The sequence below is a fragment of the Phyllobacterium sp. CCNWLW109 genome, from assembly GCF_037203905.1.
Lineage (GTDB): Bacteria > Pseudomonadota > Alphaproteobacteria > Rhizobiales > Rhizobiaceae > Phyllobacterium > Phyllobacterium ifriqiyense.
The window spans coordinates 433,996-455,089 of the sequence record NZ_JBBCBK010000002.1 but is presented as its reverse complement, the minus strand read 5'-3'; the positions used below and the strand labels follow the sequence as shown (position 1 = coordinate 455,089).

Annotated in this window: 23 protein-coding genes; 9 read left to right on the top strand and 14 right to left on the bottom strand. The window is 52.8% G+C overall.

What is annotated here, in order from left to right; genetic code table 11:
* Positions 1–5: 5 nt before the first annotated feature.
* The 3 genes from V9K92_RS07485 to V9K92_RS07475 all read right to left on the bottom strand — a co-directional run bounded on the left by V9K92_RS07485 (position 6) and on the right by V9K92_RS07475 (position 3,207).
* Positions 6–578: a DUF6101 family protein gene (locus tag V9K92_RS07485; RefSeq protein ID WP_115052139.1), complete on the bottom strand. Its 573-nt coding sequence runs from the start codon at positions 576–578 to the stop codon at positions 6–8.
* A gap of 224 nt (positions 579–802) precedes the next feature.
* Positions 803–2,218 (bottom strand): FAD-binding oxidoreductase, encoded by a 1,416-nt coding sequence (locus tag V9K92_RS07480; protein ID WP_307283268.1) that lies wholly within the window; start codon positions 2,216–2,218, stop codon positions 803–805.
* Positions 2,215–3,207 carry an L-threonylcarbamoyladenylate synthase gene (locus V9K92_RS07475; RefSeq protein WP_440806864.1) on the bottom strand — a complete coding sequence of 331 codons (993 nt, stop codon included), beginning with the start codon at positions 3,205–3,207 and terminating at the stop codon, positions 2,215–2,217. The genes V9K92_RS07480 and V9K92_RS07475 overlap by 4 nt, the downstream gene beginning before the upstream one ends.
* A gap of 183 nt (positions 3,208–3,390) precedes the next feature.
* Between V9K92_RS07475 and V9K92_RS07470 the strand changes: the two genes are divergently transcribed.
* A complete protein-coding gene (locus V9K92_RS07470; RefSeq protein WP_115052142.1) occupies positions 3,391–3,762 on the top strand; it encodes a hypothetical protein in 372 nt (123 codons plus the stop codon).
* A gap of 41 nt (positions 3,763–3,803) precedes the next feature.
* Here the strand turns inward: V9K92_RS07470 and glyS are convergent, their stop codons facing one another.
* The 4 genes from glyS to V9K92_RS07450 all read right to left on the bottom strand — a co-directional run bounded on the left by glyS (position 3,804) and on the right by V9K92_RS07450 (position 10,149).
* Positions 3,804–6,098, bottom strand: a complete 2,295-nt coding sequence (gene glyS / locus V9K92_RS07465; RefSeq protein WP_337353681.1) for a glycine--tRNA ligase subunit beta — start codon at positions 6,096–6,098, stop codon at positions 3,804–3,806.
* Positions 6,098–7,033, bottom strand: coding sequence for a glycine--tRNA ligase subunit alpha (locus V9K92_RS07460; RefSeq protein WP_442958559.1), 936 nt, complete (start codon positions 7,031–7,033; stop codon positions 6,098–6,100). Before V9K92_RS07460 ends, glyS begins: the two co-directional genes overlap by 1 nt.
* 161 nt (positions 7,034–7,194) lie before the next feature.
* Positions 7,195–8,997, bottom strand: a complete 1,803-nt coding sequence (locus V9K92_RS07455) for a tetratricopeptide repeat protein (protein ID WP_443094450.1) — start codon at positions 8,995–8,997, stop codon at positions 7,195–7,197.
* 135 nt (positions 8,998–9,132) lie between these two features.
* The gene (locus V9K92_RS07450) at positions 9,133–10,149 is read right to left on the bottom strand and encodes a polyprenyl synthetase family protein (RefSeq protein WP_307283260.1); all 1,017 of its coding nucleotides are present in this window, start codon (positions 10,147–10,149) and stop codon (positions 9,133–9,135) included.
* A 259-nt stretch (positions 10,150–10,408) separates the two neighbouring features.
* Between V9K92_RS07450 and V9K92_RS07445 the strand changes: the two genes are divergently transcribed.
* The 6 genes from V9K92_RS07445 to moaB all read left to right on the top strand — a co-directional run bounded on the left by V9K92_RS07445 (position 10,409) and on the right by moaB (position 14,046).
* Positions 10,409–10,630: a putative signal transducing protein gene (locus V9K92_RS07445; RefSeq protein ID WP_115052215.1), complete on the top strand. Its 222-nt coding sequence runs from the start codon at positions 10,409–10,411 to the stop codon at positions 10,628–10,630.
* A gap of 3 nt (positions 10,631–10,633) precedes the next feature.
* The gene (locus V9K92_RS07440) at positions 10,634–11,407 is read left to right on the top strand and encodes a methyltransferase (protein WP_115052147.1); all 774 of its coding nucleotides are present in this window, start codon (positions 10,634–10,636) and stop codon (positions 11,405–11,407) included.
* Between the two features lie 71 nt (positions 11,408–11,478).
* Positions 11,479–12,336, top strand: a complete 858-nt coding sequence (locus V9K92_RS07435) for a S49 family peptidase (protein ID WP_337353680.1) — start codon at positions 11,479–11,481, stop codon at positions 12,334–12,336.
* Positions 12,337–12,419: 83 nt separating this feature from the next.
* The gene (locus V9K92_RS07430) at positions 12,420–12,605 is read left to right on the top strand and encodes a hypothetical protein (protein ID WP_115052149.1); all 186 of its coding nucleotides are present in this window, start codon (positions 12,420–12,422) and stop codon (positions 12,603–12,605) included.
* 5 nt (positions 12,606–12,610) lie between these two features.
* Positions 12,611–13,495, top strand: coding sequence for a 4-(cytidine 5'-diphospho)-2-C-methyl-D-erythritol kinase (locus V9K92_RS07425; protein ID WP_337353679.1), 885 nt, complete (start codon positions 12,611–12,613; stop codon positions 13,493–13,495).
* A 2-nt stretch (positions 13,496–13,497) separates the two neighbouring features.
* Positions 13,498–14,046 (top strand): molybdenum cofactor biosynthesis protein B, encoded by a 549-nt coding sequence (gene moaB / locus V9K92_RS07420; RefSeq protein WP_337353678.1) that lies wholly within the window; start codon positions 13,498–13,500, stop codon positions 14,044–14,046.
* Here the strand turns inward: moaB and V9K92_RS07415 are convergent.
* Positions 14,043–14,579 carry a glycosyltransferase family 2 protein gene (locus V9K92_RS07415; RefSeq protein ID WP_115052152.1) on the bottom strand — a complete coding sequence of 179 codons (537 nt, stop codon included), beginning with the start codon at positions 14,577–14,579 and terminating at the stop codon, positions 14,043–14,045. The genes moaB and V9K92_RS07415 overlap by 4 nt on opposite strands.
* 108 nt (positions 14,580–14,687) lie before the next feature.
* On the opposite strand from V9K92_RS07415, the gene V9K92_RS07410 reads away from it, so the two are divergent.
* Complete coding sequence (locus tag V9K92_RS07410) at positions 14,688–15,839, top strand: PA0069 family radical SAM protein (RefSeq protein WP_336440752.1); 1,152 nt, start codon at positions 14,688–14,690, stop codon at positions 15,837–15,839.
* Between the two features lie 120 nt (positions 15,840–15,959).
* Entirely contained in the window at positions 15,960–16,619 is a 660-nt protein-coding gene (locus tag V9K92_RS07405; protein ID WP_115052154.1) for a ribonuclease HII, read from the top strand.
* Between the two features lie 399 nt (positions 16,620–17,018).
* On the opposite strand, the gene V9K92_RS07400 is transcribed toward V9K92_RS07405, so the two are convergent.
* The 6 genes from V9K92_RS07400 to V9K92_RS07375 form a co-directional block, all read right to left on the bottom strand.
* Complete coding sequence (locus V9K92_RS07400) at positions 17,019–17,504, bottom strand: F0F1 ATP synthase subunit B (protein WP_115052155.1); 486 nt, start codon at positions 17,502–17,504, stop codon at positions 17,019–17,021.
* Positions 17,505–17,515: 11 nt separating this feature from the next.
* The gene (locus V9K92_RS07395; protein ID WP_337353677.1) at positions 17,516–18,166 is read right to left on the bottom strand and encodes a F0F1 ATP synthase subunit B; all 651 of its coding nucleotides are present in this window, start codon (positions 18,164–18,166) and stop codon (positions 17,516–17,518) included.
* Positions 18,167–18,252: 86 nt separating this feature from the next.
* A complete protein-coding gene (locus tag V9K92_RS07390) occupies positions 18,253–18,480 on the bottom strand; it encodes a F0F1 ATP synthase subunit C (protein WP_008125314.1) in 228 nt (75 codons plus the stop codon).
* Between the two features lie 67 nt (positions 18,481–18,547).
* Entirely contained in the window at positions 18,548–19,300 is a 753-nt protein-coding gene (locus tag V9K92_RS07385) for a F0F1 ATP synthase subunit A (RefSeq protein WP_115052157.1), read from the bottom strand.
* A 48-nt stretch (positions 19,301–19,348) separates the two neighbouring features.
* Positions 19,349–19,759, bottom strand: a complete 411-nt coding sequence (locus V9K92_RS07380; RefSeq protein ID WP_307283218.1) for an AtpZ/AtpI family protein — start codon at positions 19,757–19,759, stop codon at positions 19,349–19,351.
* A gap of 406 nt (positions 19,760–20,165) precedes the next feature.
* On the bottom strand, positions 20,166–21,050 hold the full coding sequence (locus V9K92_RS07375) for a bifunctional helix-turn-helix transcriptional regulator/GNAT family N-acetyltransferase (RefSeq protein ID WP_370878809.1): 885 nt from the start codon (positions 21,048–21,050) through the stop codon (positions 20,166–20,168).
* Positions 21,051–21,094 lie beyond the last annotated feature (44 nt).

Genomic DNA, 21,094 nt, shown 5'->3' with positions numbered 1-21,094 from the left:
CAGGGTTATTTTGAACCCTGCGCAATAATCTCTTCGCCGCTTATAACCAGACGCAGGCCAAGATCGCCCATTTTGCGGCGGGCAAGAAAGCGCGGACGGCGGCGGCGCGGCTCACGGCCCTGCCGACGGGGTGTCGGAGCAGAAACAGCGACGGGGCCAATATTGTGGTCGAGCTGGCGAGCAACTCCATCTTCTTCCACCATCATCATCGGCAGCTTGAACATTGACGACCATGCGCGCCAATCGGCAGCAACATCGTTGAGGTCATGGGCGACAAGCAATGGAACTGAAAGATGCGGGTCCGTATGCATGAGTTCAAGCGTGACAGTGATATCGCCAAGCTCATCTTCCGTTGCGCGGGCCGTAACGCCGCGGAAGGCACATGGTGGAAGAGCAAGCGAAACGGGTAGATTGCTGGCTGGAAGAATCCGTTTCACCACAGCGCCCCGTTCATGCAGTGTGAAGGTGATGTCGCCGCGATCATCGCGTGTCGCATAAGTTACTGTCTGTGGCAGGTGGAATGGGTCAAGCCGGAATTCCCGACCTGCCCAAACCGGCTTTGCTCCGGCTTTGTTCATTTGACGCCTTCTGTCGATCCTGAGAGCCGGTTTTCCGGTCTTCTCTGATGTTTATTTCCCTGTAAGGACGGACCATTTTCTGGTCTCGTTAGGGACACAGTAGCGTCAACTTTCCCAATACCGCTTAACGAACTGGGTTAACTCTTTCTGATTAGATGGAATGGTTATCGAAACCCGACCTGCCCCAAGACTTTGGTAAGGAGCGTGAATAAAGGGTTGCGATTTCAGATGACCTTGCCGGGATTCATAACGCCTGCAGGGTCAAACGATTTCTTGATGCGGCGCATGAGATCGAGCGCAATGGGTGACTTGGTTTCAGACAATTCCTGTCGCTTTAACTGGCCGATGCCATGTTCCGCCGAGATCGACCCGTTATAGGCGCGGACGATATCGTGAACGCGCTTCGTTACCTCAGCCCAGCGATCAAGAAAGGCTTGTTTATCGGCGCCGACAGGCTGCGAAATATTATAGTGCAGATTGCCATCGCCCATATGGCCGAATGAAACAATACGGGCGCCAGGAATGAGATCGAGAACCGCCTGATCAGCTTCTTTGATGAAGTCCGGAATTCTGGCGACGGGTACGGAAATATCATGTTTGATCGAACCGCCTTCGGGTTTCTGCGCATGAGACATGGCCTCGCGCATATGCCAGAACGATTTTTCCTGCGCAGTACTCTCGGCGATGGTTGCATCATCCACCAGACCGGCCTCGAATGCTTCGGTCAGGATTGCTTCAATGGTTTCCCGCGCGTCTTCGGCGGAACGCGATGAAGAAATATCAAGCAGAACGTACCAGTTATGCGGCTCCTGCAGCGGATCACGTACACCTTCCGTGTGGGCAACCGAGAACTCCACACCTATCCGCGGCATCAACTCAAAGCCCGTCAAGGATGCGCCTGCGTGGCTCTGGGCCATGTTCAACAATTGCAGAGCATTATCGGGACTGGATAGCCCAACATAGGCAACGCCTTTGCCTTTCGGCAACGGAAACAGTTTCATGACCGCAGCAGTGATAACGCCAAGCGTTCCTTCAGCCCCTATGAAGAGGTCTTTCAGATCGTAGCCGGTATTGTCCTTCTTGACGGTACGCAAATCATTCAGAATTTCGCCGGTAGGCAAAACAACTTCAACACCGAGGCAGAGTTCCCGCGTGTTGCCATAGGCCAGAACTGCAGTACCACCAGCATTGGAAGAAAGATTTCCTCCAACCTGACAAGAGCCTTCAGACCCGAGGGATAGCGGAAACAGCTTGCCCGCCTGGGCAGCGGCCTCCTGAAGTTTCTGCAATACAACCCCGGCTTCCACAATGGCCAGATTTCCAGCAGGATCAATGCTGCGGATTTTGTTCAACCGCGAAAGCGACAGGACAATTTGAGTTCCACTACCATCTGGTATTTGCCCCCCCACAAGGCCAGTATTCCCGCCTTGTGGGACGATGGCGGTTTCCGTTTCGGTCGCCAATTTGAGAATGGCCGAAACTTCATCGACATTTGAGGGGCGCAATACCAGCGAGGTCTTGCCGCCAAATTTATCGCGCGGCTCGATAAGGTACGGCTCAATGTCATTGGCACTGCGTAAAGCATAAGCTTCACCTACTATTGCTACAAAACGTTCAATCAAATTCTGCGTCAGCGTCATTTTATCTGTTCCATTTCGGCTACCGACAACGAGCGGGGCGCTGCGGCGCGAACAAGGCGGTCATTGATAGCCTCACCGAGGCCGTTGAAAGGTATGGGTTCGACGGCAATCATTGTGCAATCAACCGCGTCGAGGCGCTTCATGAAGTCGAAAAGGTTGGTTGCAGCCTCGTGCAGGCTGCCCGTTTTGCTGAGATTGAGAATGGCAGCGGCTTTTGAGTATCCATTTGCACGGTGCGGTCCAAAAGCAAGCAAAGCCTCGCCTGCCATTACGTCATGGACGTTCAACCTCATTGCGGCAGAGGGAGCATAATGGGAAGCCATCATCCCCGGTGCCTGAATTGCTGCGCGCTGATCTATGCGGCCAAGCTTCCGGCCAATCACAGCCTCAATCTCTTCAGCCGGGAGGCCGCCCGGGCGTAGCATCAGGATTGTATCACCATCAACTTTGACAATCGTCGACTCGAGTCCGACTTCTGACGGGCCTGCATCAAGGATCATCGCAATCTTTGACCCCAAATCGCCTTCTACAGACAAAGCATTGGTGCCGCTTATCTTTCCGGAAGTATTGGCGCTCGGTGCTGCAAGCGGTCGATCCAATGCCGCGATGATTTTTCCTGCCACGCCACGGGGCATACGCAGAGCAATAGTGTCGAGTCCGGCCGCTACCAGGGGATGGATTCCGCAGTCCGGTTTCAATGGAAGGACGAGGGTAAGTGGCCCCGGCCAGAAAGCATTGATCAATTGACGGGAAACCGGATCGATCTCTGCATAACGTTCGGCCATGGCAACATCCGAGACATGGCAGATCAGCGGATTGAAGTGCGGGCGGCCTTTGGCCTCAAAGATACCGGCAACTGCGCTTCCGTTCGTCGCATCGGCTGCAAGGCCGTATACGGTCTCCGTTGGGATAGCCACAAGCTTCCCCTGAGCCAACGTATCGGCTGCAGCGAGGATCGCCTGTTCGTCCATACCCAAGATTGTAGCCAAGATAGCCTCCAGTGGTCGCCCTGCCTACACGAATGAGGTGGCGCGCTGCAAGTATTGGCTGATGAACAGCTCGAATGATGTCATGCCTAAAATTGAATCCATCATGAGAAAGCTTTGGCAATGAATCCCAAATAGAGAAGGCTGGAGCGTTTGTTTATATAGAGAATCCAGGATTGATCAGCCATGCTTCTACGCCAGTTCATTGCAGCGTCAGCCATCGCCCTGATAAGCGCCTCCGCTTTAGCAGATTCAATTATTGTCAGCGGAGAAACGGCCAAGCCGAATTCGGTATCCTATATCGGTTATGACAGCTTCGATGCCAACGGCAATCCAGTCTGCACATCATGCCTTGAACAGACTGCGGAGGAAGCAGCACGCTTGAAAGCTTATGCGGAAAGACGTGCTCGTTCCCGAGAGTATATGGCGCGCATGCAAGGCAATGCGGCGCCGGCAAATCCCTTGCTTGCCGCGCAGGCATCGGAACCTATAGCCGCTGGCAAATCAATGCCTGCCCCCGACTTAGCAGAAGCACCGATGCGCGCAGGCGTGAATTAGGAAACGCCTAAGACAGTTGAGAACTGCTACCTATCTTCCTGTCATCCAACAATTTTCGAGAAATCAGCGACGGCATCCGTCGCCGCGCGGATACGCGAAAGCAATGCCAGACGATTTGCGCGAATATCGGCATTGTCGTCATTAACCAGCACTTTTTCAAAGAATGAATCAACTGGTTCACGCAAAGCACTAAGTGCGATCATCGCGCCGGAAAAGTCTTCCTTTTGAATCGCTTGCGCCGCTTGGCTCTCAGCTTGATTCACCGCGACGTATAAGTTCTTTTCCGCATCATCATTGAAAAGATCGGGGTTTACCACGTCTGAAATGGCTGTCCCCTTCTTCTCCTCGGCGCTCAAAATATTGGCGGCACGCTTGGTTCCGGCAACAAGATTTTTACCGTCTTCCGTGTTGAGGAAAACAACTAGCGCCTCGACACGCCGTGCGATCAGCAAGAGATTATCCGCGTCTGGTTTAAGCACAGAATCAATCAGATCATGGCGCGCACCGAGGTCGCGCAGATGTACCTTGAGGCGGTCGTGAAAGAACGCCAAGAGATCAAGAAGGATGGGTTGTGACCGCTCCGAAAGCTGGCCGCGTATCCGCTTTTCAAAACCGGATATCGCGTTGGTGACATCTTCCTCACCATCCACATCACCCGAATTCTGGGCTGCCTGCGCTTCCTCGAAATGCTCGATCCGCTGTTCGATTTTCTCTTCGCGCAATTGAATGAAGGCGTCTTGGAAAATGGGCAAAAGTTCAATCTTCCAATCGCTTGAAAGCAGAAGCCTGATCACGCCGAGCGCCGCGCGCCGCAATGCGAACGGATCTTTCGAACCGGTTGGCTTTTCATCAATAGCCCAGAAGCCGACCAGCGTATCCAATTTGTCCGCCAGTGCAACAGCAACCGAAACCAGATCGCTTGGTACAAAATCGGATGGTCCTTGCGGTTTGTAATGCTCCTCAATGGCGGCAGCCACTGATGGGTGCTCATTCTGCAGGAGTGCATATTTCCGGCCCATGCCACCTTGCAACTCAGGAAACTCGCCAACGATTTCGGTTGTAAGATCGGCTTTAGCCAAAACCGATGCGCGGCTTGCCAAAACTGGATCGGCGCCTATCCGAATCGCAAGTGCGCGTGCAAGATTTTTAATCCGCGTGACGCGCTCGCCTTGTGTACCAAGCTTTGCGTGGAAAGTAACATTCAGCGCATCCAAACGTGCCATGCGTTGGTCCAATGGCTTGCTCAGATCAAGGTCAAACTTGATGGCAGCTGGCGCCAGCGTGTGCATATCTGGCAAATCATGCTGGTCGGTATTCCAGAAGTATAGCGCATCCGAGAGGCGTGCCCGCACGACCTTGCCATTGCCATGGGCAATCTCGCGACCGCCATCAGTCGCTTCGATATTGGAAACGAGGATGAACTTATTGGAAAGCTTGTCCGCTTCGCCCTGTTTACGTGTAACAAAGCATTTCTGATTGGTCTTGATGGTAAGGCGGATAACCTCAGGCGGAATTGCAAGAAACTCCTCCTCAAATTCGCCCATCAACACCACCGGCCATTCGACGAGGCCAGACACTTCTTCAAGAAGCGCCTCATCTTCAACAAGCTCAAGTCCCGATGCAAAAGCGATGTTCTGGGCGTCGGAGAGGATAATTTCCTTACGGCGATCCGCATCGAGCACGACCTTCGCCTTTTCAAGCTTGGCAACATAGTCGTCAAAGCGGCGGACGGTGATCGGCTTGCCATCGCTCAGGAAGCGATGACCATAGGTTACATTGCCAGCTTTCAGACCATCGATCTCAAAATCGACGACAACCGGCTCCTCGGTTTCAGGTCCGAACGTGCAAACAATAGACTGTAGCGGACGAACCCAGCGCAAGCTTCCGGATTTGGAAGACGCCGCGCCCCATCGCATGGATTTTGGCCATGGGAATTCGCGGATAATCTTTGGCATCAGCTCCGCAATGATCTCTTCAGCGCCGCGCCCGGGTTTCGTCAGATGGGCGACATAAAAATCACCCTTCTTAGGGTCGGTGTGGACATGCGCTTCAGAAATATCATTCAAGCCTGCTGAACGCAGAAAGCCTGCAATAGCCTGCTCAGGCGCATTGACACTTGGGCCTTTGCGGTCTTCGTGCACATCCTTGGAACGTGCTGTAAGGCCACGTATATCGAGCGTAAGACGGCGCGGCGTCCAATAGTCTCCCGCTGCCTCATAGGTCAGCCCGGCTTCGACCAAAGCGTCGGTAACCAGCTTCTTCAAATCGCCAGCAGCCTTGCGCTGCATACGTGCCGGAATTTCTTCCGAGCGGAGTTCGAGCAAAAGATCAGGCATTATACGGACTCACTCTTGAAATTCACGCCACCTGCTTCCGTGAGAAGGAAGGCCTCGCCGCATTGCCGGGCAAGATTGCGTACCCGCAATATATAGCTCTGACGTTCCGTTACCGAAATCACGCCACGCGCATCAAGAAGATTGAATGCGTGGGATGCCTTGATGCACTGATCATAGGCAGGCAGGACCATTTTATGCTGAGGGCTATTATCGCCGCTTTTTGGAGCGCCAGCGCGCAATAGCGCTTCACATTCCGCTTCCGCATCTTCGAAATGACGGAGCAAGGTGCTTGTATTTGCATGTTCAAAATTATGCCGTGAATATTCCTGTTCGGCCTGTAGGAATACGTCGCCATAGGTGACTTTCTCGTCACCCTCAAGACCGTTGAAATTGAGGTCGTAAACATTGTCCACGCCCTGCACATACATGGCAAGACGTTCCAGACCATAGGTCAATTCACCCGACACCGGTGAGCATTCAATGCCGCAAACCTGCTGAAAATAGGTAAATTGCGACACTTCCATGCCGTCACACCAGCACTCCCAACCGAGCCCCCAGGCACCCAATGTCGGACTTTCCCAGTCATCCTCGACGAAACGGATATCGTGCATCAAAGGATCAAGGCCGATAGCCCGCAGCGAGCCGAGATAAAGCTCCTGCAGATTGGGCGGCGATGGCTTCATGATCACCTGATACTGATAATAATGCTGCAACCGGTTTGGATTTTCGCCGTAACGACCATCTTTCGGGCGGCGTGACGGCTGCACATAGGCAGCCTTCCACGGCTTTGGTCCAAGCGAACGCAAGGTCGTTGCGGGGTGGAATGTGCCAGCACCAACTTCCATGTCATAGGGCTGCAGGATTACACAGCCATGCTGCGCCCAATAATTGTGGAGCGTCAGGATAAGCCCCTGAAACGAGCGGGTCGGGTGCATATGATCTGGCAAGGGAGAAGTCACCGTGCGGCCTTTTCATTACTGGAAATAACAGAGAATGCGTGTTTCGTTTGGAGCATGATCTTGTCCGTAAAGTCATGCAACTTTTCGGGATCATGCTCTAAGACGTGCATACAGACCGGTCAAGTGGAACGAAGAAATCAGCCCTTCTTGTCGGGTGCTGGAGCCGGAGCTGGCGGCGTTGGTGGCTCAGGTACCTGAACGCCGTTCTTTGCCACACCGGGATTCTTTTCTTCTGGAAGTCCGTTTTTCAGCTTTTCCTCGATCTTGACCAGATCTTCAGGCTCAGGCTTGGAATCGCGCGCATGCGCCCATTGGAAAGTCGCCTCAAGCTTGCGGCCCGCACGCCAGTAAGCATCACCAAGGTGATCATTGATTGTAGCATCTTCGGCGCGCAGTTTTACTGCCTGCTCAAGCTGAGTGACGGCTTCATCGTAACGGCCCAAACGATAATAGGCCCAACCCAATGAATCGACGATATAGCCGTCCTGTGGCCTTGCTGCTACGGCTTTCTTGATCAAATCCAGCCCCTGTTCGAGCTTGATATTCATATCAATCCACGAATATCCAAGATAGTTCAGGACCTGTGGCTGATCGGGGTAGAGTTCCAGCGCTTTCAGGAAATTCGGCTCCGCCTTGTCCCATTCCTTCAGGCGCTCATAGGAAATTCCACGCTGATAGAAGATCGTCCAGTCATTTCGGGTAGGCTGCTTTAAAACGGCAACGGCCTTGTCGTAGGTTTCAGCTGCCTGCTTGAAATTTTTATCCTGGGCATAAATGCTGCCAATAGCCAGATATGTACGCATGTCTTCCGGATTGCTTTCAAGCAAAACACCAAGATGCTTGATAGCTTCGTCATTTCGTTTCAGAACGGCGAGATTAATCGCAAGCTGCATTTCGGCATCGCGCCTATAGGCGGAATCCTTGGCAATTTTGCCAAAATACTCGATTGCTTTCTCCGGCTGTTCAAGCTTCGCACTCAGATCACCCAATTGATAAAGGGTAGCATCATGGTCCGGGCGAAGTGGCAGGGACATTTGCAGATATAATTTCGAGAAGGCTTCCGCCCCACCATTATCAATTGCTGTCGCAACGACATATAATACCTCGGATGCTCCCTGTTGCGGGGTCTCAATCAGAGGTTTGATCGTTTTTGCGCTCGCTATCTGCTTGGCAAATTCGACAAGAACCCTGCGTCCCGACAGAACATCAATTGCTTCCTTGACCAGTGCTTCAGCGCCTGCCTTGTCACCATTGCGAATTTTGAACGAAGCATATGCCTCGACCAAGCGCTCATACGTGTCAGGAGCAGCAGCTATATTGGCCTTGTTGTCCAGGGCGCTTTGATAAAACTCTGCCGCCTTTTTCTTCTGACCCGCCATGTCCGCAATCAGCGCCGAACTATAGGCCTTGAAAAGCGTGAAGCCTTCCGGCCCCTTCAACTTGTCAATCATTGCCAAAGCCTCGTTGGGCTTGCCGGCACCGGCTTTGGCAAAAGCTGCAATCAGTCCAGTCACCATACGATCCAGATCAGACTGGAGCGACAGCATCATCAATGTTTCGACCTGGCGGTATTGTTTCTTGTTGAGAGCATCAATTCCAAGCGCCAGACGCGAGAAACGCTCTATTTCAGGCACAGCCTTCAACTCGGCAGCCAGCGGCAATGCTTCCTTGAACTGGCCGTTCGTCAAAAGAACAAGCAGGAGGCTTTGACGCAGCTCCGTATTTTTGGGATCATAGGTCAGTGCCTGCCGATAAAACGCTATGGCGCTATCAAAATCATTGTCGCGCTCTGCAGTCCGAGCTGAAAGAAAAGCGCCCGACAAGTTTCCGGTATTTATCACTGGCGTCTGTGTCGTGGTCGCTGCCGCCGGGATCGCACCGCCTATCATGGCAGCCAGTGTAGCTCCTACAATCGAGCCGAGCATTTTACTGCGCTGCATGACAAATCCCTCTTTACTGCCTAATTTGAAACGATACTGCGAATCCTCAAGGGAACCATGGCCTTTTTACGGTTTTCGCTCAAGTTTTCCTAAAGACTAGCACGGGGTTAGCTTGCACCCCTCATCTGACGGGCTTCAATTTACCCGGCTGATGCAGAAATCGATTACCTCCAGCAAGGCATCCTTCTGCGGCGAGTGGTCCAGCGGAGCCAACGCGTCACGTGCTATTCCGCCAAAGTGCCTTGCTCGCTGGATCGTGTCGCTCAATGCACCATAGCGGGTCATCAAGCCCTTTGCTTTTTCCAAGCCCTTATCGTCATTAACGCCGTTTTCAAGCGCTTCCTTCCAGAATTGCCGCTCTTCCGAGCTACCCCGACGATAGGTAAGGACGACTGGAAGCGTGATCTTGCCCTCACGGAAATCATCGCCGGTATTCTTGCCTAGATCTTTGGCATTGCCACCATAATCCAACGCGTCGTCGACAAGCTGAAAGGCAAGTCCGAGATTGAGGCCATATGAACGTAGCGCCTGCCGATCGGTCTTCGACGCAGCGGCAATTATCGGCCCCACTTCCGCAGCAGCAGAGAAGAGCGCCGCAGTTTTCGCTTTGATGACGGCAAGATACTCATCTTCAGTCGTTTCAAGGTTTTTTGCCGCCGAAAGCTGCATCACTTCGCCTTCAGCAATGACCGATGCAGAGGTAGCGAGCACATCCAATGCTTCCAGCGAACCAACTTCCACCATCATTTTAAAGGCTTGACCAAGCAGGAAGTCGCCAACGAGAACGCTTGCCTGATTGCCCCAGATCATTCGCGCAGTACTTTTTCCACGGCGCAGATCGCTCTCATCCACCACGTCGTCGTGAAGCAGCGTAGCGGTATGCATGAATTCAACGCTGGTCGCCAGCTTCACATGGCCATCGCCCTCATAGCCGAACATACGTGCGGCAGCCAGTGTGATCATTGGGCGCAAACGCTTGCCACCTGAGGAAATGAGGTGATTGGCAACTTCGGGGATCATTTCAACATCAGATCCTGCTTTAGACAAAATCAGTTCATTGACCCGCCCCATATCCGCCTTGGTCAAATCGACCAGGGGCTGAACCGACCCAGAACTGCTTTTCTTCTCTTCAAGACTGACAACAACGCCCAAAATGAAACTCCTACTGTCTTGGCCTTGCGCCTGATTCCGAGGACCAGATTTGATCTTCAGAAAGGATTGCGAGCCAAATCAAAATATCACTACGCCCGGTAAAATCTTGCAAGATGCGCGGCGCTGCAATGCGGCGACACCTTATTTTGACTGCCTATAACCCGCAAGCGGCGAATTGGCGCGCAGAATTGGTACAGGCCACAAATTCGTGATAAAGCCAGTGGCCCTTCTCCCCATCCCTTTCGAAACGGTAGTTCAGATGATCGAAATAATGCGCCTCAACGACCCTGTTCTGATTTCATTCGTCGAATCATTATTGAAAGATGCACAGATCAAATATTTTATCGCTGATGCCAATATGAGCGTACTTGAAGGGTCGCTTGGTGTTCTCGCCCGGCGCGTGATGGTCGATTCAGAATTTGAAAAAGAGGCGCGCCAGTTGCTGACAGACGCGGGAATCGAGCAGGAGCTTCGCGGCTAGTTCATGTCTGTTCTGGATATTCCTCATACGATCGACGCTTTCCATCGCGGTCGTTTCCGCCTCATTCAACCCTCTGCCAAAGGTCATCGCTCCGGCGTAGATGCCATGGTGTTGGCGAGCGTAGTGCCCAATGAATTCAGCGGTCGTATCGCAGATCTGGGTGCGGGGGCCGGGGCTGCTGGTCTTGCGGTTCTTTCCCGCTGCGGCAAAGCCAGTGCAACTCTTATCGAGCGATCCGAACTCATGGCGCAGTGTGCCCGCTTGTCTCTGGCTTTACCAGAGAACCACCTGTTCTCAGGCCGGTGCGATATTGTTCAGGCTGATGTAACAGCTATGGGCAAAACGCGCATGGCTGCCGGAATCCATGACAACTTTTTCGATTTTGCCATCATGAATCCGCCTTTCAACGAGGCAAAGGACCGCGCAACGCCGGATGCTTTGAAAGCGGAAGCTCATGTCATGACCGATGGTATGTTGGAAAAATGGATTAAAACTGCCGCTTCCATCGTCAAACCCGGCGGATCAATCGCCATTATCGCGCGGCCAGCGTCTATGCTTGACCTGCTGACAGCTTTGCAAAGGCGCTTTGGCGGGCTCATTATCGTTCCTGTCCAGCCCAGACCTCAAGAGGCGGCGATCAGGATCATCATTAAAGGTGTAAAGGGCAGCCGCGCGGGGCTTACCTTTCATCCTCCCTTGGTGATGCACCATGAAACCGGCAATGATTTCACCGAGCGCGCAATAGCGATCAATAACGGAGTCGCTTCGCTGTTTTAGACTTTGGGACCATTGTGATTTTCTCTGCACCGCTTACATGGTCTTGAGATGAGCACGTAAAGGAGACCCGCTTGGCTCGATTTATCCGGAAGTTATTGCCCCGCCGTTGGCGCCCAGACCATATCGAAATCCCAGTGGTACGCTTGCATGGTGCGATCATGGCGGGAAGCAGCCGCTTTCGTAATGACCTGTCGCTCAGTTCTACAGCCGGCATGCTTGAAGAAGCCTTTAGCGATAAAGATGCTCCAGCCGTTGCGATTTCGATCAATTCTCCCGGCGGCTCGCCTGTTCAGTCGCGACTGATTTATCGGCGCATCCGTGACCTGGCGGCGGAAAAGAACAAGAAGGTTCATGTTTTCGTTGAGGATGTCGCAGCCTCCGGCGGTTACATGATTGCAGTTGCGGGCGACGAGATCATCGCCGACCCCTCATCCATCGTCGGCTCGATCGGCGTTGTTTCGGCAAGTTTTGGCTTTACCGAATTGATCAAGAAAATTGGCGTCGAGCGGCGTGTTCATACCGCCGGTTCGAACAAGTCAACCCTTGACCCGTTCAAGCCGGAAAACAAGCAGGATATTGAGCATCTCAAAGCGCTGCAATTGGAGATTCACGAGACCTTTATCAATCTGGTAAAGGAACGGCGCGGTGAAAAGCTCAGTGACAATCCAGATCTGTTTACAGGGCTGTTCTGGACAGGGATACGCGGATTGGAACTTGGCCTGATTGACGGGTTGGGCGATATGCGATCACATTTGCAATCTCAATATGGCCCTAAGACCAAACTCAAACTTATAGCCCCGCCACGGGGATTGTTTGGTCGCAAACTCCCTTCTGCTGAAATCGGATTTGGTGGAATAGGGGCGGGTTTTGCCGAAGGCATTGTCAATACTGCAGAAGAACGGGCGCTTTGGTCACGTTTTGGCCTTTAACCTTATGTGTATTTTGGCAAGAGCGACGCACCGTGTTATGATTACGAAAATATCGGTGCCTGTCATTTTCGGGGTCTAGGACGATGCCACAACTCATCTTTTTTCTGCTTATCGGTATTGCCGCCTATTACGGCTATCGTTCGTTCAAACGCGAAGCCCAGCGTGTATCAAAGCGTGTTCGCGAAGCGGAAAAAGAAGTCCAGAACCGCTCTCAAGGCACTTTGGTCCAGGATCCGGAAACTGGTGAATACCGCTTGCGTAAAGACTGACCGAGATGCTCGACAGTCTTGATCAAGCGATCAGCATGATTGCGCCTGCCAAGATCAATCTGGCACTGCATATTACCGGCCAACGGAACGATGGATATCATCTCCTGGATACATTGGTGGTTTTTGCAGGTTATGGTGACCGGATAAGCATCGCACGCAGCAGCGCGGATTCATTTCGCATAACAGGACCTTATGGACATTCCTTACCTGCCGACGCTTCCAATCTTGTTTTAAAAGCCCGGGACAGGCTGCGTGCAGAATTTCCGGACCAGGCTTTTCCTGTTTCAATCGAACTGGAAAAACACTTGCCCATCGCCTCTGGTGTTGGCGGTGGCTCAAGCGATGCTGCTTCAACCTTGAAAGCGCTGGTCTCGCTCTGGAACATCAATATTGATCCTGTCGATCTCAATAATATTGGGTTGGCAATGGGCGCGGACCTGCCCATGTGCCTGCATGGAAGGCCCTTGATTGCCCGCGGTATCGGCGAAGAACTGGAGGCGGTCACAGCTATCCCGCGCCTGCCAATGGTTTTGGTCAACAATGGCGCCGCCGTGTCGACGCCACAGGTCTTTGGCGCCTTGAAAAAGCGAAACAATCCGGGATTGCCCAACTTGCCAAGGTTCGGCAGCGTGAACGATGTCTGCGCCTATCTTGAACAGACGGACAATCATTTGTATGCTGCCACGGTCGAACTGCTCCCCATTATTGGCGACACCATGGACGCGCTATATTCTACATCGCCGCGTCTGGCCCGGATGTCAGGTTCGGGCGCTACCTGCTTTGCGATTTATGACACCGATGAGGCCGCATCTGCTGCCGCATCTCTGATAAGCAATGCCTATCCATTGTGGTTTGTGGTCAAGACAGATAGCGGCGAAGGAGAAAACTGACCTTGGCCGACAATTCATCACGCGCTTTCGTTCCAGTCAAAATCGCTGTCCTTACGGTGTCAGACACACGCTCGCTTGATGATGATAAATCGGGCAAAACGCTTGTTGAACGCATCGTGGCGGCAGGCCATATATTGGCGGACAGGGATATTGTTACTGACGATGTGGAGAAGATTCGGGAGCGTGTGCTTTCCTGGTCAAAGGATGAGCAGATCGATGTCATCATCACCACAGGAGGCACGGGTTTCACTGGCCGCGACGTGACACCGGAAGCACTCGAGCCCATATTCGAAAAGCGGATGGACGGATTTTCTACCATTTTTCATAAGGTTTCCTATGACAAAATCGGCACGTCCACGATTCAGTCACGAGCAACGGGTGGAGTGTTAAACGCCACTTTCGTCTTTGTGCTGCCGGGATCTCCCGGCGCATGCAAGGATGCCTGGGATAATATTCTGCAATACCAGCTCGATTATCGTCACATGCCCTGTAATTTTGTCGAGATCATGCCTCGGCTCGATGAACATTTGAAACGCGGTGGTAAGAGCTAAGCTGCTGGAATGATTTCCGCGCGTAAACGTTTCATCGCCAAACCACGGGCCAGATCAGCCGCCTTCTTTTCCGGCTTCAATAAGGCCATTGCCTGCCGCTTGGAGATCAACAGGCCATCGGCAATGGGGCTGCGTTTTGAAAATAGCCTGTTAAACAGCGGCTTACGGTGAACATGGGAGCATGAGAAGCAGGCCGGGCCTTGTGAGCGCTCGACGTGAACAGCGACCGGCTCAATCCATCCATCGAGCAATCTTGCTCCGGGTTCCACCAGCAAAAACCATTCACTGCGTGCCCGCCGGAACCCATCAATCAATGTCTGGTCCTGCAGAAAGATACAGCCAGCGGCATCAGCCACGCGGTGGGTCTGATCCGACGATCCGTAATCGACAATAATCACGTCGCTGAGAAGCCCTTCGACGGCTCCACCGACCAGCCCGGCAAGGGTTCTGGCTAACAATTCGTCTGAATTATGGGTTTCAATCAGGACGGAAATCATACCTAGCCAATATATCAATGTGACTAGAATTTCCATCCATCCTTTTACCTAAATTGTTCTTGATTTGTTCTCATTATTTGATAGGAATAGATTCACGCTCGAAGGTGCCACCGAATCGGTACCACCCTGGCAGGGAGAACGCAGATGAACATTGTAGTGCAGGCGGATAAGGTTGCTTTCGGAAGCGGCCGAGCACAACATGCCAACGCATTGATTGAAGATGCTGGTTTGCGCATAGACAGCGAACGCAGACGCGGCCGGGGCGCGGGTATGAATCCCACTGGCCGTTTCGAGGCGGAAAGCCGCCATGTCTATGATGATGGTTGGGAAACAATTGAAGATCTACCACCATTCAAGACTGAGGTACAACTCGAAAAGCCCCGGACAATCATCACACGCAATGACTCGCCTGATATAAGTTTCGACAGGTCAATCAACCCTTATCGCGGTTGCGAACATGGTTGCATCTATTGCTTTGCCCGCCCGACACATAGCTATATGGGATTGTCCGCCGGACTTGATTTTGAATCAAAACTCTTTGCCAAGCCTGATGCAGCAAAGATGCTGGACAGGGAATTGTCCAAGCCAGGTTATACTGCAAAGACAATCGCCATCGGCACAAATACCGATCCCTATCAGCCCATCGAGAAGAAATGGCGCATTATGCGCGATATTCTTCAGGTTCTGGAGGCTCATCAACATCCCGTTGGAATCGTTACAAAATCCGCGTTGGTTATGCGGGATCAGGACATTCTGGCGCGCATGGCTGAGAAGGGCCTCGCCAAGGTTTGTCTTTCAGTGACGACCCTTGATGGAAAGCTGGCGCGCACGATGGAGCCCCGGGCTTCAACGCCTACGCGCAGACTGCAAGCCCTGCGCAGTCTTTCCGATGCAGGCGTGCCTGTTGGTGTCATGGTGGCTCCCGTCATTCCCGGGTTGAACGATCATGAGATCGAACGGATTCTCGATAGTGCCCGTGCCATGGGTGCGCTGGAAGCTGGATATGTTCTGCTTCGTTTGCCGCTTGAGGTCAGCCCGCTTTTCAAGGAGTGGCTGCTTCGAAATTATCCCGATCGCTACCGGCACGTGCTTTCGCTTGTTCGTTCCATGCGCGATGGCAAGGATTATGATGCCGAATGGGGCAAGCGCATGCGGGGTGATGGCCCCTATGCCTGGCAGATCGGGCGGCGTTTTGAAATTGCTGCAAAGCGGCTCGGAATCAACATTAACAAGAGACGCCTGCGCACCGACCTGTTCGAGCCAACGCCCGGAAACGAGCAGTTATCCTTGTTTTAGACACGCTCTTCCATCAGGTGCGATCCCCATCCCCGCCTGATGGTTACCCTGGGTAGCTTTGCCCCATCTGCTACCCGGGGACTTGCAGAGAATCAGGACGGATGCGAGAGTCGCCGCAAGATGTCTCGATTACGTTCTGATTCTCTGCTGCTTTCCTTGCCCGCTGACAAGCCCGACTTTGCCAGTGAAAAGAAGCTCATGCGCTCCGGTGTCCAGTTTGTGGCCGGTATTGACGAGGCAGGCAGAGGGCCTCTGGCAGGGCCAGTCGTTGCGGCTGCGGTCATTCTTGATCCAAAGAAAATTCCTGATGGTCTTGATGATTCAAAGCGTCTGACGGCAAAACGCCGTGAAGAACTGTTTGATATCATTACCAAAACCGCCTTAGCCTGCTCTATTTCCAGCATTTCGGCGCCAGCAATTGATGCGACTAATATCCTGAAGGCTTCGCTTGAAGCCATGCGCCGTGCGACACGCGGTCTTGCGATTATTCCTCACCATGCGCTGATTGATGGCCGGGACGTCGCTCCCGGGCTGCCCTGCCCTGCAACGGCGATGATCAAAGGAGATCAACGCTCCGTTTCCATTGCCGCGGCATCCATACTTGCCAAGGTAACGCGAGACAGAATGATGAGCCAGACTGGCAAATATTATCCTCTCTATGGACTGGAATCCCATGCGGGTTACGGAACTGAAATCCATCGCAACGCGATGGAGGCACACGGTCCTGTCGTCGGCTTGCACCGCTTCAGTTTCTCGCCTTTGAAAGAACGGCAAGCCTAGAGCAAGCTCTGTTTCCCTGCCGGAGGGATTCGCGGACAAGGTCGAGGGGTTCAGCAAGGCCGATGTTTATCCATAGGACGAGGGTGAAGCCCGATGGATAAAGCACGTTTCGCTCACACCAGAGCCGCAGAAATGCTCTAACTCCATCCCCTCACAATTCCCGATATAGATCGGGTTTTTACATGCCGGGGATCGCTTAGTTCAACCGCATGCAACTAAACTGCAATTTGTACTTGCAATTTTTCGGCAAAAATCCGTGTTTTTTGGGAATTATTCTGATTTTTTCTCGATATTTCGCTCATCGTAACGAAATTTGGTTTGCATATCGAGCATTATGCTTCGCACAAAAAAAGCCGCTCAAAGGCGGCTTTACTAAAATTCGTTTGTATAATCTGCTTTTTAGTTCAACCGGGATTTGACTTCCGAAAGCGATGTTTTGAAGAGATCGGCAGATGTTTTGGCATCCACCTTTTCCGACAAAATCTTGCTGGCAGCAGCAATTGCGATATCTACAGCCGAAGCGCGAACCTCGTTGACAGCCTCAACCTCTGCCTGAGCGATTTTCTGCTCGGCAAGCTTGTTGCGACGGGCAACATAATCCTCAGTTTTCTTCTTGGCTTCCTCAAGGAGACCATGTGCTTCACGCTGCGCTATGGCAACGATCTCACCAGCTTCCTTTTCGGCTTCCTTACGCTTGCGCTGATACTCAGCCAGCAGAGATTGCGCTTCTTCGCGCAGGCGGCGGGCTTCTTCAAGCTCGTCGCGAATCTTGTCTGCACGGGCGTCAAGGGATTTACCAACGACACCTGGAACCTTCAAGTAGACGATAAGCGCCAGGAAGATGATAAGGCCAACGAGGGCATAAAAGGTAGCATCCAATTCCATGACGTTTCTCCTTAGCCTCGCACTGCTTTGACAGCAGCGGAGATTGCGGGCTTGTCGACGGCACCGCCAAACAGCTTCTTGACGATTTCAGCGGCTGTATCTTCAGCGATGGAGCCGACTTCCTGCATAGCCTTGTTCTTGATCGTGGCAATGCTGGCTTCAGCGTCACTCAGCTTCTTTTCGAGAGCTGCGGAAATTTCGGCCTGTTCGGCGTCGGCTTTCGCCTTTGCCTGATCACGGGCTTCCTGCGCAATTGCTCCGGCTTTGTTCTTTGCGTCGGCGAGTTCCTGGGTATAGGCAGCCAGAGCCTCATCAGACTCCTGTTTCATCCGTGCCGCCTGATCTAGATCAGTAGCGATACGGTCACGCCTCGTTTCGATGATACCACCGATACGCGGGAGAACCACGCGGGACAGGAAAACATAGAAAATTGCAAATGTGATTGCCAACCAAAGAAGCTGTGAAGCGAAATGGTTGGAATCAAAGGGAGGGAACACGGCTTTGGCATGACCGGTTTCCGAATGCGTTCCCGCTGTCGGATCTGCCGGAGCATGTGCATCAGGCGTTGTTCCGGGCGCAACCGTTTCGGTATGGGCCGGTGCTTCGCTCTGAGCGACTATTGTATCTGTTGTGGATGCGGCATTAGCCGAAGACACGAACATGCGTTGTCCCCTTGATTGAACTTCAAATCATACTGGCTGCGTTGGTCCGAATAGCGACCGGACGCAGCCAATATCGTAAGCCGTTATTATACAGCGAAGAGAAGCAGAAGAGCGATGAGCAACGAGAAGATGCCCAGAGCTTCAGTAACGGCGAAGCCGAATACCAGACGGCCGAACTGGCCATCAGCTGCTGATGGGTTGCGCAATGCACCGGAAAGATAGCTGCCGAAAATGTTGCCAAGGCCAAGAGCCGTACCGGCCATACCAAAACAAGCCAGACCTGCACCGATGTACTTTGCTGCTACGGGATCCATATTAAACTCCTTGAGGGTAGATCGTTAGAATAGATTTGCGTTAGGCGGACATCCGCCGGTGAACTTTTTAGTGACCGCCGGGATGAACTGCGTCGTTCAAATACATGCAGGTAAGCACGGTGAAGACGTAGGCCTGAAGGAAAGCCACCAGGAATTCCAGACCCGTCAATGCCACAGTCATGGCCAGCGGCAGAATTGCGCCGCCAATTCCCACTGCGCCGAATGCGCTGAGCGAAGCCACGAAGCCGGCAAACACCTTCAGCGTGATGTGGCCAGCAAGCATGTTGGCGAACAAACGAACCGAAAGGCTGATCGGACGGGAAAGGAAAGAGATAATTTCGATTGGAACAACGAGCAGCAAGAGCGGCCCGGGCACACCCGAGGGCACAAAGACCCCGAGGAACTTGAAACCGTGTTTGGCAAAGCCATAAACAAGCACTGTTCCGATGACCAGAACCGCAAGCGCAAAGGTCACGATGATCTGGCTGGTGATGGTGAAGAAGTATGGGAACATGCCAAGCATATTTGCAACGAGCACGAACATGAAGAGCGAGAACACGAAGGGAAAGAACTTCATTCCCGCGCTGCCTGCAGATTCTCGCAATGTTGATGCGACGAATTCATAGGCCATCTCTGAAACCGACTGAAGACGGGTCGGGATAAGGCCACGGTTTGACGATGTAAGGTAAAGAAATGCCGAGGCAACGCCAACTGTGGCAACCATAAAGGCAGAGGAATTGGTGAAGGACAGATCAACGCCGCCCACATGCAAGGGAACCCATTGCGAAATGTGGAATTGATGAATCGGATCGTTGGACACTATTACCTCGTCTCTAATTCTGTTCTCACGAACGGTGCTCGATGAGCCCTATTCCGGTTTTTCATGGTCGGATTTCTTGGTGAAATCCAGCCCACTGTTTTCCGCCACACGTCCTGCAGAGCGCAGGATATTCAGCGTTCCAGCACAAAAGCCCAGCAGGAGCAGTATGATGAGCCCCCATGGCGATGTACCCAAAAATCGGTCAGCTAACCAGCCCAACCCCGCACCAACCAGAACGCCGGCGATAAATTCGCTCGACAATTTCATGGCCTGCGCGACACCGGAGGCGGTTTCCGTCCCCTTGTCTTGCGAACCGGCTTTACGGGCTGCACCCTTGGAAACAAGTTTTGCTTCCAGATTGCGGCGCCGAAGCTCCAGCTCTTCCGAAGTTAGTCCCCCGCCAGCACCCGGCGTGTCACCGACAGAACCTGACTTATCGGGATCGTTACCCGTTGCCAATGGCATGTCCTTTACACACTGAATGCGAGGCTTCATCCCCGCTTCGAAGTCGCGCGCAACATATTGTCCTGATCCTCGCTAGTCAAGGCGAAGAGTCACGACTCTCCAAGGTAATTTTTTTACTAGAATTCAATGCCTTAGGTAAATATGACTTTCCTGCTCATCACTGAGTGACAATTTTGCATGCGAATCTGGCGTTTGGCTGTGGATACAGATTGCGCAATTCAGCTAGTTAGGAGGTTCCATGGTTATAGTTTTTGAAGGGCTTCGAAGGCAATAACAGGGGGAACTCCCCATTAACCGGAACCAGAAGCGTCGTATCAAATACCTGACCAGTTTTGCGCGTCGCCTTCGGGCCCATCGGTGCAAACTATCGCTGCTCCAATGGTTCGGGGCCGCCAATTGCCTACGCCCCTACGATTTTGCGTACAAACCGCTGCTCGAGCACTTCTTTACCCCACTGCCCACCGGGCTCCTCTTCTACAAGAACAAAACCGTGCGCCTCGTATAGGCGCCGTGCGGCATCCAATCCCTTGAACGTCCAAAGCTGTATTTCGGAAAACCGTTGCTCGATGCAAAACGAGATCGCTTTATTCAGCAATTGCCTGCCAATGCCGGCGCCGCGATAACCATCCTCCATAATGAACCAGCGCAGATGAGCCACATTATTTCCGAGATCTTCGCCGTCAATCGCCACCGTACCGACGATTTTTTCCACATCTACCGCCGCCCAAATCTGATTGACAGGCCGCTCCAATCGCCCGGAAAATTCTGCGATGCCAGTGGCAACCTTGCCTTCGAAAAAATGACCGAAACTATTTGTTCGAGCATAGTAGCAGCCATGCATCTCGGCACACCGTCCAATAATACCCGGCTGATATCCACTTTGGATGGAGATTGCCGGCGACGATTGCGGCACCTTGCCTGCGCGCCGCTGTTCCAGCGCATCAGCATAGGCTGCAAGTCCATCCCGCACCTTTTCCTGCACAGCAGCGGAGTGACTACCCAGCGCAGAGGACACCACATCATCGGCAAAGGCATTGATCGCGGCGAGCGTATTATGCCCCTTGCTGGTCAAGGAAAGCACCTTGGACCTGGCGTCCTGCCCATTAGGCTGTTCAATCAGTTCGCCCGACAAAACAAGCTTGCGCACCATTCGGCTAACACTGGATTTTTCAAGGTCGAGTACAGCGCATAATTCGGCAGCGGTCAGCGTATCATTTCTGCCAATCTCGATGAGTGCATGAACGGAGGATGGAGCGAGATTCGTTCCCGCAAGGGTCGGGCGCATAAAACCTAACTCTCGAACAATGCGCCTTGAAGAATTACGTATTT